The organism is Pantoea sp. USHLN256, assembly GCF_037149875.1.
Lineage (GTDB): Bacteria > Pseudomonadota > Gammaproteobacteria > Enterobacterales > Enterobacteriaceae > Pantoea > Pantoea nemavictus.
This window is the reverse complement of record NZ_JBBCQO010000004.1, coordinates 327,977-341,814: the sequence shown is the minus strand read 5'-3', so window position 1 is coordinate 341,814 and position 13,838 is coordinate 327,977. Positions and strand designations below refer to the sequence as shown.

Sequence of the window (13,838 nt, the reverse complement as noted above, 5' to 3'; positions counted from 1 at the left end):
TGTTGATCAGCACAGTTTTTGGTTTACTGCCACCGTGTCTATTAACATGGCAGTCACACAAAGCCGCCAGCCAGACTTTCCCCTATGGCAAATAATCCGTATAACGTTGGGAAAATCATCAAGACGAAGGATTGAGATGAATACCAAAAGATTGAGACTACTGCTGTCGCAATCAGTGAGTCGCGTGATGCTGGATGACATCCGCGCTATCGTGCCGGCACAGGCGCTAAACGTCTTTATTAATGGATTGGATGAGGCACACTATGCCACGCTGGATTGCGTGCAGAGCGAAGAGAATTGCGCTTTGCTGGCCTCGGTGATTGTCGTCTGGCGGCAGTTGGGGCAGGTTCACCATATTCATTATCAGAAAGGTGAACATCTGCGTCAGGTGGACGACGCGACGCAATTCCAACTGTTTAGTATGATGAAAACCCATCGCGCTATTGTTCAGCTCGCCTAACTCTCGGGATTATTATGAAAATCGGACTGCTATTCCCCATTGCTATCATCATTGCAGGCATCAGTTTTCTGGCCTGGTTTATTGCCAGCGGCGCGGCGATGCCCGGTTCATGACACGCTGTTAATACGCGTATTTTGCTGCTAACCCGCTGAAAGCGCGGCATTTCGCCAGGAATGCTGCGTCTGTCGTGTTGATCTTCCCTTCTTTGCCATCCCTTTCTGCGCCCTGGCAGTGACAAAAAGGTGCGACACCGCATTCTGTTTCACTCTGCACTTCACAAACTTTTAACGAAGAAGATCGCGGAGCCCCTGCAAATGACAACACATCACCAACATTATATTAATGGCGCGTTTGTGGCCGATCACCACGACAAGTGGATTGAAGTGATTAATCCGGCAACGGAAGCGCTGCTGTCGCGCGTGCCGGAAGGCAGTAAGCAAGACGCCGCACAGGCGATCAACGCCGCCGAAGCGGCACAGCCGGGTTGGGAAGCGCTACCGGCGGTAGAGCGTGGCAACTGGTTACGTAAAATTGCCGCTGGGATACGCCAGCGTGAAGCAGAACTGTCCGCCACTATCGTTGCTGAGGGCGGTAAAACGCAGGGTCTGGCACAAACCGAAGTCCTGTTTACTGCCGACTATCTGGAGTACATGGCCGAATGGGCGCGTCGTTATGATGGAGAGATCATTAACAGTGACCGTCCAAATGAAAACATTTTTGTCTTCAAAAAAGCCATTGGTGTCACCACCGGTATTCTGCCGTGGAACTTCCCCTTCTTCCTGATTGCACGTAAAGCGGCACCTGCACTGGTGACCGGTAACACTATCGTGATCAAACCCAGTGAGCTGACGCCAAATAATGCGGCGATCTTCGCGCAAATCATTGATGACATTGGCCTGCCAAAGGGCGTGATCAACATGGTTTACGGCTATGGTCCGGAAATTGGTCAGGAGCTGGCAGGCAACCCGAAAGTGGGCCTGGTGAGCCTGACCGGCAGCGTTAATGCCGGTATCGCCACCATGGAAGCCGCGGCAAAAAATGTCACCAAAGTGTCGCTGGAACTCGGTGGCAAAGCGCCGGCTATCGTGATGGATGATGCCGACCTGGATTTAGCGGTGAAAGCAATTGTTAGTTCCCGCGTCATCAACACCGGACAGGTGTGTAACTGTGCCGAGCGTGTTTACGTGCAGGAGGGCATTTACGATCGCTTTATCAGCGCACTGACTACGGCTATGCAGCAGGTGAAGTTCGGTAACCCGGCGGAGCACAACGACATTGATATGGGACCGCTCATCACTGCGGCCGCATTAGAACGGGTTGAGCAGAAAGTCGCAAAAGCGGTAGCCGATGGCGGCAAGGTGCTGCTGGGCGGCAAACGTGCCGGTAATAAAGGCTTCTATTTTGAGCCGACCATCATCACCGGCGTGCGTCAGGATATGGAGATTATGCAGGAGGAGATTTTTGGCCCGGTACTGCCGGTAATGCGCTTCAAAACTCTCGACGAAGCGGTGACGCTGGCCAACGATTGCGCATATGGGCTAACGTCTTCGATTTATACCCAGAATCTGAACACCGCAATGGTAGCGCTACGTAAGCTGAAGTTTGGTGAAACCTACATCAATCGTGAGAATTTTGAGGCGATGCAAGGGTTCCACGCGGGCTGGCGTAAGTCGGGGATCGGGGGCGCCGATGGACGTCACGGGTTAGAAGAGTTTTTACAGACGCACGTGGCCTATTTACAGTTCTCATAAGGAAAACCCGGTGCGCATTGCTGCGCACCGGGAACTCATTACGAGACGCGCTTCTGGCTGCGCAGCAAGGCCAGACCGCTTAATACCGACATCGCCATCAGATAATAACCCGGCGCCAGGCTGGTACCGGTGGCGCTAATCAATAGCGTACATATCAGCGGTGCAAAGCCACCAAACACGGTAACCGCCACGTTATAGCTGATTGCCATGCCGCTGGCACGCGTGCCAATCGGGAACAGATCCGCCATCACTGACGGCACCGTCGAGAAGTAGATCGATTTCAGCAGCGCCATCCAGCACACCAGCAGAATCAGCGTGGTGGGCGTGGTGTGTTCAACCACCAGCTTAAAGGCGGGATAAATGGTGACGATCAGCAGAAGCAGTGAACCCCACATCAGCGGCACACGTCCTACGCGTTCTGCCCATAGCCCCATAATCGGAGTTACCACGGTCAAAATCACCCCCGCCAGCAGCGTTGCTGTGAACGCGACGCTGCCAGAGAGGTGCAGATTTTTAGTGGCATAAGTCGGCACGTAATTCAGCATGTAGTTAACGGCCGTTGAGATCACCATCAGGCCGATCGCCAACAGCATTAGCTCCTTCTGGCGACCAAACAGGCTTTTCAACGGCGCGGCTTCCGGTTTGTGCTCAGCAAAACTTGCCGGTTCGTGGACATGACGACGAATGTAAATCCCCAGCGGACCAATCAGCAGGCCGAAGGCGAAGGGAATCCGCCAGCCCCACTCCTGAATCTGGCTTTCCGTCAGGATCTGCGTCAATCCCAGACCAAATGCTGATGCCATCAAGGTACTGGCGCCCTGGGTAGCAAACTGCCAGCTGGCGATAAACGCTTTACGTTCCGGAAAGTGCTCCACCAGGAATGCCGTTGAGCTGCCAAACTCGCCACCCGCCGAGAAACCCTGCACCAGACGTGCCAGCAAAATCAGCAGCGGCGCCATCAGGCCAATGCTGCTGTAGCCTGGCATAAAGGTGATGACGGCACCGCCAAGCATCATCAGGTTGATCGACAGCAGCAGCGCTTTTTTCCGACCATGACGATCGGCATAGTTGCCTAGCACAATCGCGCCTAAAGGACGAATCAGAAACGACACGCCAAAACTACCAAATGTCAGCAGCATTGAGACCGAGGGATCGCTGGTAGGGAAAAAGGCATGGGCAATGTAGCTGGCGAAAAAGCCGTAGACGGCGATATCGAACCACTCGAGCGCGTTGCCGATACAAGTGGCAAATAGCGTTTTGTGCAGGCTGGGCTTGGTGGTGTTCAGCGGCAGGGTGCTATTCAGCGTACTCATTGCCCACCTCCGACATGCGCAAGATGCTGTGCCACCAGTTGCGTACCCTGCTCACCTAAATCCCACAGTAGCCGCGTCATGATCTGCAAACCTTCGCGCGCGATCGATTTCAACATGTGTTCGTTGACGCCATGCTGCCCACAGGCCGGGTACGAATGCGGAACCCACAGCGTGGGCAAACCAAGAATATCGGAGAACACTTCATTTGGCAGCGAACCGCCGAGATTGGGCAGCAGCGCCGGTTTCTTGCCGCTGGTTTCCGCCATGCTGGTCAACACCCAGTCGACGAGGGGATCGGTCGGATCGAGCCGTGTGGCTGGCGATCCGCGCATGAATTCAACCTCAACATAGCCAAAACCGTGCTGTTGCAGATGGGCGCGCACATGCTGTGCGAGGTTTTCCCAATCGGTACCGACCACAAAGCGCAGCTGACATACCGCTGTCGCGCTGCCCGGTATCGCATTCATCGGCTGAGCCGGATTGCCCGTCAGGAATGACAGCACTTCCAGCGTGTTCCAGCCATACAGGCGTTCCGTAGGTGACAGGCCCGGCTCGCCCCAGTTGACATCAATAGCGGGATCGTCCGGCATGCCGCCGACCTCGATATCCGCCAGAATGTCACGCACCTGCGGCGTGAGCGAGTTAGGTTTCAACGCAGCAACCTGCAACACGCCCTGTGCGTTAACCAGTGCAGCGATAGCGCTAGCCAGTTGCGTACCCGGATTGGTTAACAGTCCGCCCCAGTTACCGGAGTGATAAGCGTTGTCGCGCGCGTTAATCGTCAAACGGAAGTTAACCGCGCCGCGTGAGCCGAGGAACAGCGTTGGACGAATCGCATTCAGGCGCGGGCCGTCGGAAGCAATAAACAGGTCGGCTTGCAGCAGTTCGCCATGCTGCTGGCACAGCTGCGCCAGACCCGGCGAGCTGATCTCTTCGCCCATCTCGAACAGCATTTTGCAGTTGAAGCCCAGACTTCCGCCGCGCACCTTAAACACCTGCTCAAGCGCCGCCAGATTCACGCAGTGCTGGCCTTTGTTATCCGCGCTGCCGCGCGCATACCAGCGATCGCCCTCTTCAACCATGTGCCATGGCGATAAGCCCGCGCGCCAGTTTTCATCATCGCCAAATACCACGTCGCCGTGACCATAACTGAGCAGGGTTGGCAGCGCCGGATCTTCAATGCGGATCGCCACGAGGAACGGTCGATTGGCGGCTTCCGGGTTGTCGATAAAGTGCAGCGTGAAGCCAAGCGCAATCAGCTGCGGACCGATTTCGTCCTGCAGATAGCGCTGTAATTCGTTATCACGATCCTGACGCTGACTTTCCGTGCGTTGTGCCACACGACGCGCCAAAATACGTTGAAATTCTCCGCTGTCGAAATAAGCGCTGGCCTGTTGAACCGCCTGGTGTGCTGTCATGTTTGCCCTGTCTTTTATTGTTTTGTCGTTAAGTCATCTTTGCGGAAACACTGCTTTGCCACAATTATCAATTTATCGAGTAAGATTTGCTTTTATGACAAAGCTAGCCTGCCCACTTTCGAGGCATGCACCACGATGAGGCACCCGCATGTTAAGCAGTGAGATCCGCTATTTTCTCGCCGTCGCGAATACCGGCTCGCTCAGCGCCGCCAGCGAACAGCTGTTTGTGGCGGTGTCGGCGATTAGTCGACAAATTCAGCGGCTGGAGAATCAGGTCGGCGTGCCGCTGTTTTCCCGTCACGCGCGCGGCATGGTGTTGAATGAGGCGGGCGAGATTTTCGCCCATCATGTGCGCAAGAATCTGCTGGATATGGAGTATGCGCTGGCGGAAATTAAGGGCCTGAAAGCGGTGCGCCGCACGCTGATTCGCGTGGCCTGTACCGATGGACTGGCGTTTACCCTATTGCCGCGCATGATTGCTGATTTTCGTAATGACAATCCTGGCGTGTTGTTCGAGATAAAAGTGGCGAGTACGCAAGGTGTGGCGGAAGCGCTGCGCAACGGCGAGTGTGATGTGGCGTTGCAGTTTAGCCTGCATGCCGAACGCGGTGTGGAAGTGATGGGATCCTGGCCGGCACCGGTGTTAATTGTGATGCATCAGTCGCATCCTTTAGCTACCGCGCCACAGGTCACGCTGGCCGACCTCAGCCACTATCCGCTGGCATTACCGCAGCAGAACACCACGGTACGGCAGCTGTTTGAACTCGCCAGCCACATGAGCGGCTGCCTGGTGGAACCGGTAATGACCTGCGATACCTTCTCGATGCTGTTTCAATTCCTGCTACGCACGCCGCAGGCAGTGACCATTTGCAGCGCCTTTACCGTGCTGCAGGAAGCTGAAACGCACGGTTTGATATTGCGCTCGGTGGGCATTGATCAACTCAGCCAACGCACGTTGCAGCTACAGGCGCAATCAGGGCGGCCCCGTAGCGCCGCCCTGAATGTGTTTCTCTCGTTTCTATTACAGCAGCTGGATGCGCTGGAGAAGCCGCTGCGCCAGCGCTGGCGTCCGTAGCTTAGTTCTTGATATCCACCGGATAGAAGATGTGTTTACCGAACGGATCGACCTGATAACCGCTCACCGATTTGCGTACCGGCTCGAAAATGGTTGAGTGCGCAATCATCACCGCTGGCATTTGGTCGTGCATCATTTGCTGTGCCTGCTGATAAAGCGCGACGCGTTTATCATGATTCTGCTCGGCGCGGGCTTCGGTGATGATTTTCTCAAACGGCTGATAACACCATTTGGATGAGTTGGAACCGCCATTCGCGGACGTACAGCTATATAGCGGGCCGAAGAAGTTATCCGGATCGCCGGTCGCGGTGGTCCAGCCCATTAATGCTGCCTGGTGTTCGCCGCCCTTCACGCGCTTAAGGTACTCGCCCCACTCATAGCTAACGATATTGGCTTTGATGCCCACCTGGGCCCAATCGGCCTGAATCATCTCCGCCATCCGTCGTGCATTCGGGTTGTACGGTCGCTGCACCGGCATCGCCCACAGCGCAATTTCGGTACCCGGTTTAATTCCCGCTTCCTGCAGCAGCGCTTTGGCTTTGGTGGGATCGTAGTCGTAATCCTTCAGGTCTTTATCCGCGCTCCACACGTCGGGCGGCAGAATGTTTTTTGCCACCGTGCCGGTGCCTTTGAAAATGGCATCAATGATCGCCTGCTTGTTAATCGCCATCGCCAGCGCCTGACGCACTTTGACGTTATCCAGCGGCGCTTTGGTGGTGTTGAATGACAGGAAGCCGGTGTTCAGACCCGATTTCTGCTCAAGGGTCAGATCAGGGTTACTGCGCATCTTCTCCAGATCGGCCGGATTGGGGAACGGCATAATCTGGCACTCATTTTTCTCCAGCTTGGCGTAACGCACCGACGCATCCGGGGTGATGGAGAAGACGATGCGATCGAGTTTCGCCTTGCCCTGCCAGTATTCCGGGAAGGCTTTATAGAGAATGCGCGAATCTTTTTGATACTGCACCAGCTCAAACGGGCCGGTGCCAATGGGCTCCATATCGACTTTTTCTGGCGTACCCGCTTTCAACATCTGGTCGGCATATTCTGCCGAGTGGATCGAGGCAAAATACCAGGCCAGGTCAGCGAGGAATGGCGCTTCGGCATGCGCTAAGGTGATGCGCACGGTGTTGTCATCAATCCTATCAATGCCTTTGATCAGCTTCGCCAGCTCAAGGCTTTCAAAGTTGGCGTAGTTGCCGCCCGAGACGTTGTGGTAGGGATTTTTGGCGTCCATCTGACGCATAAACGAGAAGATCACGTCATCCGCATTGAAGTCGCGCGAAGGCTTAAACAGTTTGTTGCTCTGGAATTTCACCCCTTTGCGCAGATGGAAGGTGTAAACCGTGCCATCCGGGCTGATGTCCCAGCTCTCGGCCAGGCTCGGCACCAGTTCGGTTGTGCCCGGAGTGAAATCAACCAGGCGGTTGAAAATCGGCACGGCGCTGGCATCCACGCTGGTGCCCGACGTGTACAGCTGCGGGTTGAAGTTCTCGGGCGATCCCTCTGAACAATAAACCAGCGTTTTTGCCGAAACGCCGCCTGCTACCGCTAATCCGAGTGCCGTCAGCGTCAGTTTTGCCATCACTTTTTTCATTAAGATCCTCGCTTTTTATTGACTTCCATGAGTCAGCTTCGTTATTTAATGTTCATCTGACTAATAAATAACATGATTTAACCAGCACGCGTACTACCGACGCCGCAATGCTAATAAGGAATTGTGATGACAGACCAACTTGCCAGCCAATTGACCCAGCGTTTTTACCGTTATCTGGCGGTTTCCAGCCAGAGCGATGCCAAATCAACCACGCTGCCGAGTACGCCGTCCCAACACGCGATGGCGGAATTACTGGCAAAGGAGCTGGGCGAACTGGGATTGCAGGAGATTGTGATTGACCAGCACGCCACGGTTACCGCCGTCAAACCCGGCAATCGTCCTGCTGCACCGCGCATTGGCTTTATCACCCACATTGATACCGTGGATGTGGGCCTGTCGCCGGACATTCACCCGCAAACCCTGACGTTTAACGGGGAAGATCTGTGCCTGAATCGTACGCAGGACATCTGGCTGCGCGTGGCGGAACACCCGGAAATCCAACCTTATCTGGGGCAAGAGATTATCTTTAGTGATGGCACCAGCGTGCTCGGTGCCGACAACAAAGCGGCGGTGACGGTGGTGATGACGCTGCTGGAAAACCTGCGTGGCGATCACGGTGATATCGTGGTGGCCTTTGTGCCCGATGAGGAGATTGGCCTGCGCGGTGCGAAAGCGCTCGATCTGGAGCAACGCTTTAACGTCGATTTTGCCTGGACCATCGACTGCTGCGAGTTGGGTGAAGTGGTATATGAAAACTTCAACGCCGCCGCCGCTGAATTGGTGTTCACCGGCGTACCGGCGCATCCGATGTCGGGCAAAGGCGTGTTAGTTAATCCACTGCTGATGGCGCATGACTTCATCTCGCGCTTTGATCGCTTGCAAACACCCGAGCATACTGAAGGCCGCGAAGGCTATATCTGGTTCAATGATATGCATGCCAATGCCAGCCGCGCCATCCTGAAAGCCTCGATTCGCGATTTCGATCTGCAGGGTTTTGATAAGCGGAAGCAGCAACTGGTGGAAGTGGCCGATGAGATTGCCGCGCGTTATCCCACCGGACATGTGGCGCTGACCATTAACGACACGTACAGCAATATCAGTAATGCAATTGGTGAGGATCGTCGCGCAATTGACTTGATTTTTGCCGCGCTGGAACAAGTGGGCGTAGAACCAAAAGTGATTCCAATGCGCGGTGGCACCGATGGTGCAGCGCTGTCAGCGAAAGGTCTGCTGACGCCGAATTTCTTTACCGGCGCGCACAATTTTCATTCGCGCTTTGAGTTTTTACCGGTTCCATCGTTTGTGAAGTCGTATCAGGTAGCGGAAGCGCTGTGTTATTTAGCGGCGAAATAACACAAAAAAGGTCGTCATAAAAGACGACCTTACGATTAAATGGAGGTCGTCTTGTTTGGCGACCTTTTTTACATTATTTGCTCGCTGACACGTCAATGCCTGGGAAGAATTTCGCCGCCAGTTTGGTAACGGTACCGTCGGTCTGCACCTTGGTGATAGCCGCATCCAGCGCTTGCTTCAGTGTGGCATCACCTTTACGCAGGCCAAAACCGATACCGGTGCCGAGAATGGTGTCATCCTCAACCGGCTTACCGGCAAAGGCGAAGCCTTTACCCTGCGGCTTTTCCAGGAAGCCCGATTGACCCGCCGCCGACATCACCAACGTACCGTCGAGACGACCTGCCACCATATCGTTATAAACCTGGTTCTGATCCTGGTAAGAGGTCACGGTTACGCCCTGCGCTTCCCAATGTTTCTTCGCGTAGGTTTCCTGAATCGAACCCTGCAGCACACCGATATTTTTGCCTTTCAGCGATTCCGCCGTTGGCTGCAGCTTCTCGCCCTCTTTCACGATCAGCATGGTGGGAATGCGGTAGATCGGCTTGGTGAAGTCGATGCTTTTGGCGCGCGCTTCGGTGATGTTCATCGCTGAGTTGATGGCATCAAACTTTTTCGCCTGCAGCGCCGGGATCAGCGCATCAAAGCTGCTTTCCACCCACTTACAGTCGAAGTTGCCAACCTGACAAATCGCTTTGCCCAGTTCGATATCAAAACCTTCCAGTTCGCCCTGCGCGTTGCGGCTTTCAAACGGCGGATACTGCGATTCCAGGCCGTAGCGTAAGGTTTCCTGCGCCAGCGCGTGCGCCGAGGTCAGCATACCGAGAGCGACAAACAGTGCGTTCAATTTTTTCATTATATTTACCCCTAAGTTACCCTTTGACCCGGCAGAGCGCTTCTGCACCGGCCTGAAGTGTTGCGTCGTCTTTTGCGAATGACAGGCGAATTAATTTATTGTCAGTGCCGTCCATATAAAACGCCGACAACGGAATGGTGGCCACACCGTGATCGACGATGAGACGTTTTACCATTTCGCTATCGCTTTCGTCACTGAAATGTCCGTAGCTGGCCAACATAAAGAATGAGCCGGCGCTCGGCAGCAGCTTAAATGGCGAATCCTGCAGCAATGTCAGCAGGCGATCGCGCTTCTCCTGATAGAACGGCGATAGCTGCAGATAGTTTTGCGGCTGTTGCAGATAGTGAGCAAAGCCGACCTGCATCGGCGTATCAGCGGCGTACATCATGAACTGATGCACTTTGACGATCTCCTCCATTAACGCGGCCGGTGCCAGCGCATAACCGACGCGCCAGCCAGTAACGTGGAAGGTTTTGCCAAAGGAGGAAACCACCACGCTGCGCTGCGCCAGTTCCGGATGCGTCGCCATACCGCAATGCGTGCGGCCATCAAACAGAATGTGTTCGTAGACTTCATCAGACAGCACCACAATATCGGTGTTGCGCGTCAACGCCGCGAGCTGATCCAAATCCGCCGCTGACAGCACCTGCGCGCTAGGGTTGTGCGGCGTGTTGATGATGATCATGCGGGTGCGCGGAGTAATGGTAGCGCGCAGTTCGTCCCAGTCGATGGCGAAATCAGGTACCTGCAACTTCAGGCCAATTGGCGTGGCGCCCTGCAAACGCACCACCGGCGCATAGCTGTCGAAGGCCGGTTCGAAGAAGATCACTTCATCGCCGGGATGCACCAGCGCCGAGATCGCCATGTAAATGCCCTGGCTGGCGCTGCCGGTGATCAACACTTCGCTGCCAGCATCATATTGCTGGCCATACAGCGTGTGGACTTTCTCGGCCAGCGCTTCACGTAGCGCCGGCAAGCCGGTCATCGAGGCGTATTGGTTGTGCCCTTCACGCATCGCTTTACTTACCAGCTCCACCAACTGCGGATCGCAGGGGAAATTCGGTGCGCCTTGCGAAAGGTTTATAGCCTGATGTTGCGCCGACAGCTGGCCAATGACGCTAAAAATCGTCGTGCCGACATCAGGCTGTTTGGATGAGATGTTAACACTGCTATTCAGGGTCATCGTTGCCTCGGAAAGTTGCATAACCACGTAATGAAAATAGATTTCTATTCAACGGCGTGTGGCTTGAGTCGACAAGCGAATTGTTGTCATAATAGCCATGATTAAAAATCATAGCTTGAGGTTGTTATGTCCCGTTCCGCTCTGCCGCTTAATGCCATTCATGCGTTTCTGGTTACCGCACGTCATCTTAATTTAACGCGCGCGGCTAGCGAACTGTGCATCACTCAGGGCGCGGTGAGCCGCAAAATTGCTACGCTGGAAAATTGGTTAGGATTCGCTTTGTTTACGCGCCATGCTCGCGGATTGCATCTCACCGAGCAGGGCGCCGCCCTGCTACCGGAGCTGCAGCAAGGATTCACCTTACTGGTCAATGCCACCGAAAAAGCCAGCCGCAGCAACGCCTCCATTCGGCTCAAGGCACCGACCTGCGCGATGCGCTGGCTGGTGCCGCGACTGGTGGCGCTGGAGCAGCAGCGTCCTGACATTCATGTCGCTCTCACTACCACGCTCGATCATGGCTCGCAGCTGGAGAATTTTGACGCGGCGATTGTGTTTGGACCAACGCCTGCGGGGGCAATTTGTCTGTTCGAGGAGCGTTTAACGCCGGTGATGGCCAGCAGCGTCACGCCGCCTGGGCAGATTAGTGAATTGGCGAAGTTTACCTTCCTGCATCCCACACAGGATGTGCGCGACTGGCAGCTGTGGCTGACAAAGCAATCTGCGGCGCTGCCAATGGCGCGCAATCAGCATTTCGCCACCATGGATTTAGCCATCAGCGCAGCGATTCAGGGATTTGGTGTCACGGTGGCAGATGTCACCTTAGTGCAGAATGATCTGGCGCATGGACGCTTGATTGCGCCGTTTGCCGTCAGTGTGGCAACCGGCGCGAGCTACAGCCTGTTACAGCGAGCGGAACAGGATGCGCCACCGTTCCTGCCGGAACTGGTGGCGTGGTTATCGGACGTTTAGAAAGAGACCCATTCGTCAGTCGTGGATTTCGGCTGAGCGCCAGCGGCGCCTGCCAGTACCGGACGACGCAGCGCGGTGGCCGCAGGTGCGACAACGGCGCTGCTGACCGGCGTACTGTCCGACAGACGAAATCTGGCTACTGATGCCTGCAGCTCCTGGGTTTGACGCTCCAGCGCGCTGGCAGCGGCAGATACTTCTTCAACCAGCGAGGCGTTCTGTTGCGTCACGCTGTCCATCTCGGTGACGGCGGTGCCGACCTGCGAAATGCCTTTGCTCTGCTCTTCCGAAGCCGCAGCGATGTGCTTCATGATTTCATTGACGTCCTGCACCGACTTAAGAATATCGTGCATGGTGCTGCCCGCGCTGCTCACCAGCTCCGAGCCTCTCTCCACGCGCTGCACGGAGTCTTCAATCAACGTGGCAATCTCTTTTGCGGCACCGGCGCTGCGCTGTGCCAGATTGCGCACTTCGCTGGCCACCACGGCAAAACCCCGTCCCTGTTCACCGGCGCGTGCGGCTTCCACCGCAGCGTTCAGTGCCAGAATGTTGGTCTGGAAAGCGATGCTGTTAATCACATTGGTGATCTCAGCAATCTTCTTCGAACTGCCGGAAATGCCTTGCATGGTGGTGACGACTTCACCCACCAGACGTCCGCCCTGTTGCGCGGTACCGGTAGCGGTTTCTGCTAACGAACTGGCCTGACGCGCATTATCGGCGTTAAATTTCACCGTGGCGGTGAGCTGCTCCATGCTGGCTGCCGTCTGCTCCAGCGCTGCCGCCTGCTCTTCGGTACGTGATGAGAGATCGTTGTTACCGGACGAAATTTCTGCGGCGCCGCGATAGATATTCTCGGTGCCGCTGCGAATGGCACTTACCGCTTCACGCAGGCTGTCCTGCATTGCACTGAGTAACGGCACCAGTTTGCCGACGCAGTTGCGGCCAAACTCGGCCACCGGCTGGCTGAGATCGCCCTGCGCAATGATGGCGAAGTGGTTGCGCACGCGCTCCAGCGGTTTTACCAGCATCGCGACCAGGTAACGATCGGTAAACAGCAGGATGAACAAGCCAATCACCACCGCCACTAAAATAATCACTTTGGTAATGCTGGTGAGATGATCGACGGTGACGCGCGTCTGATCCAGTTTGTTGCCTGCGGCTTGATTGAAGGCTTCTGCGCTGGCACCAAAAGCGCGGCTCAGCGGCGGCGTAACGTTATTGGCCTGCGCGCGATACGCATCCACCGTGCCCTGTTGCGCCAGAGCAACCTGCGGGGCGATGCCTTCATCCAGCAGCTTTTGCCAGTTAGCAATCACGCTGTTGGCGGTCGCTTCGTCCATTGGACCGGGCGCCATGGTTTTGAACTGCGCCAGCAGATTTTTCATATTGTCGAGCGCTTGCTGCACCGGCGTGAAAGCATCGCCATTGACAGCGGCTCCCGACGCACGGCCTTCCATCACGCGCGACAGACGCGTAACTACACGAAAATACTGGTCATTCCCTTTGCTCAATACCGTCATTTGATTAACCAGCTGGCGGTCAATCTCGTTGCCCTCGCCGAGGGCGTTCAGTGAGTGGACGCTAAACAGCCCAACGGCACACCACAGCAGGCAAAACAGCCCGAGAATGGTGAGCATTACGGCGCGGATGGTGAAGTTTTTTAAGATACCCATACATAATCCCTTGGTGTGAAACGCGAAGGAGGCCCGATAAAATCGGGCATATTGCGTTTATCGGCATCGGATAGGGAAAATGTAACGGTTTTGTAAGCTAATTAATTGCTTACTGACTGAGGTGAGTAAAAAGCACTTCTACGATTTATCAGCAGCATAGGCGCAAATTTGCCTTATAAAATCATTTGCGCAATTA

12 protein-coding genes are annotated in these 13,838 nt (G+C 55.2%); 6 read left to right on the top strand and 6 right to left on the bottom strand.

Annotation, left to right across the window (positions count from 1 at the left end):
• Window positions 1–136: 136 nt before the first annotated feature.
• From WFL93_RS13305 to aldA, 3 genes are all read left to right on the top strand, one after another.
• Window positions 137–460 (top strand): hypothetical protein, encoded by a 324-nt coding sequence (locus tag WFL93_RS13305; RefSeq protein ID WP_007887943.1) that lies wholly within the window; start codon window positions 137–139, stop codon window positions 458–460.
• 14 nt (window positions 461–474) lie between these two features.
• Window positions 475–573, top strand: a complete 99-nt coding sequence (locus WFL93_RS13300; protein WP_007887946.1) for a YoaK family small membrane protein — start codon at window positions 475–477, stop codon at window positions 571–573.
• A 201-nt stretch (window positions 574–774) separates the two neighbouring features.
• Window positions 775–2,211 carry an aldehyde dehydrogenase gene (gene aldA, locus WFL93_RS13295; protein ID WP_007887949.1) on the top strand — a complete coding sequence of 479 codons (1,437 nt, stop codon included), beginning with the start codon at window positions 775–777 and terminating at the stop codon, window positions 2,209–2,211.
• A gap of 38 nt (window positions 2,212–2,249) precedes the next feature.
• Here aldA and WFL93_RS13290 read toward each other — a convergent pair whose 3' ends face one another.
• Window positions 2,250–3,524, bottom strand: coding sequence for an MFS transporter (locus WFL93_RS13290; protein WP_180823647.1), 1,275 nt, complete (start codon window positions 3,522–3,524; stop codon window positions 2,250–2,252).
• Entirely contained in the window at window positions 3,521–4,942 is a 1,422-nt protein-coding gene (locus tag WFL93_RS13285; RefSeq protein WP_336778324.1) for a M20 family metallopeptidase, read from the bottom strand. The genes WFL93_RS13290 and WFL93_RS13285 overlap by 4 nt, the downstream gene beginning before the upstream one ends.
• 148 nt (window positions 4,943–5,090) lie before the next feature.
• On the opposite strand from WFL93_RS13285, the gene WFL93_RS13280 reads away from it, so the two are divergent.
• A complete protein-coding gene (locus WFL93_RS13280; protein WP_007887952.1) occupies window positions 5,091–6,017 on the top strand; it encodes a LysR family transcriptional regulator in 927 nt (308 codons plus the stop codon).
• A gap of 1 nt (window position 6,018) precedes the next feature.
• On the opposite strand, the gene WFL93_RS13275 is transcribed toward WFL93_RS13280, so the two are convergent.
• A complete protein-coding gene (locus tag WFL93_RS13275; protein ID WP_336778323.1) occupies window positions 6,019–7,614 on the bottom strand; it encodes an ABC transporter substrate-binding protein in 1,596 nt (531 codons plus the stop codon).
• A gap of 126 nt (window positions 7,615–7,740) precedes the next feature.
• Here WFL93_RS13275 and pepT point away from each other — a divergent pair, with 126 nt between their 5' ends.
• Window positions 7,741–8,967 carry a peptidase T gene (pepT, locus tag WFL93_RS13270; protein WP_049852234.1) on the top strand — a complete coding sequence of 409 codons (1,227 nt, stop codon included), beginning with the start codon at window positions 7,741–7,743 and terminating at the stop codon, window positions 8,965–8,967.
• 73 nt (window positions 8,968–9,040) lie between these two features.
• Here pepT and WFL93_RS13265 read toward each other — a convergent pair whose 3' ends face one another.
• Both WFL93_RS13265 and WFL93_RS13260 read right to left on the bottom strand, forming a co-directional pair.
• Entirely contained in the window at window positions 9,041–9,820 is a 780-nt protein-coding gene (locus WFL93_RS13265; protein WP_180823650.1) for a transporter substrate-binding domain-containing protein, read from the bottom strand.
• A 16-nt stretch (window positions 9,821–9,836) separates the two neighbouring features.
• Complete coding sequence (locus tag WFL93_RS13260; protein ID WP_007887956.1) at window positions 9,837–11,003, bottom strand: methionine aminotransferase; 1,167 nt, start codon at window positions 11,001–11,003, stop codon at window positions 9,837–9,839.
• A gap of 126 nt (window positions 11,004–11,129) precedes the next feature.
• Here WFL93_RS13260 and WFL93_RS13255 point away from each other — a divergent pair, with 126 nt between their 5' ends.
• Window positions 11,130–11,972 (top strand): LysR family transcriptional regulator, encoded by an 843-nt coding sequence (locus WFL93_RS13255; RefSeq protein WP_336778322.1) that lies wholly within the window; start codon window positions 11,130–11,132, stop codon window positions 11,970–11,972.
• Here WFL93_RS13255 and WFL93_RS13250 read toward each other — a convergent pair.
• Window positions 11,969–13,642 (bottom strand): methyl-accepting chemotaxis protein, encoded by a 1,674-nt coding sequence (locus WFL93_RS13250; RefSeq protein ID WP_336778321.1) that lies wholly within the window; start codon window positions 13,640–13,642, stop codon window positions 11,969–11,971. The genes WFL93_RS13255 and WFL93_RS13250 overlap by 4 nt on opposite strands.
• Window positions 13,643–13,838: the final 196 nt, after the last annotated feature.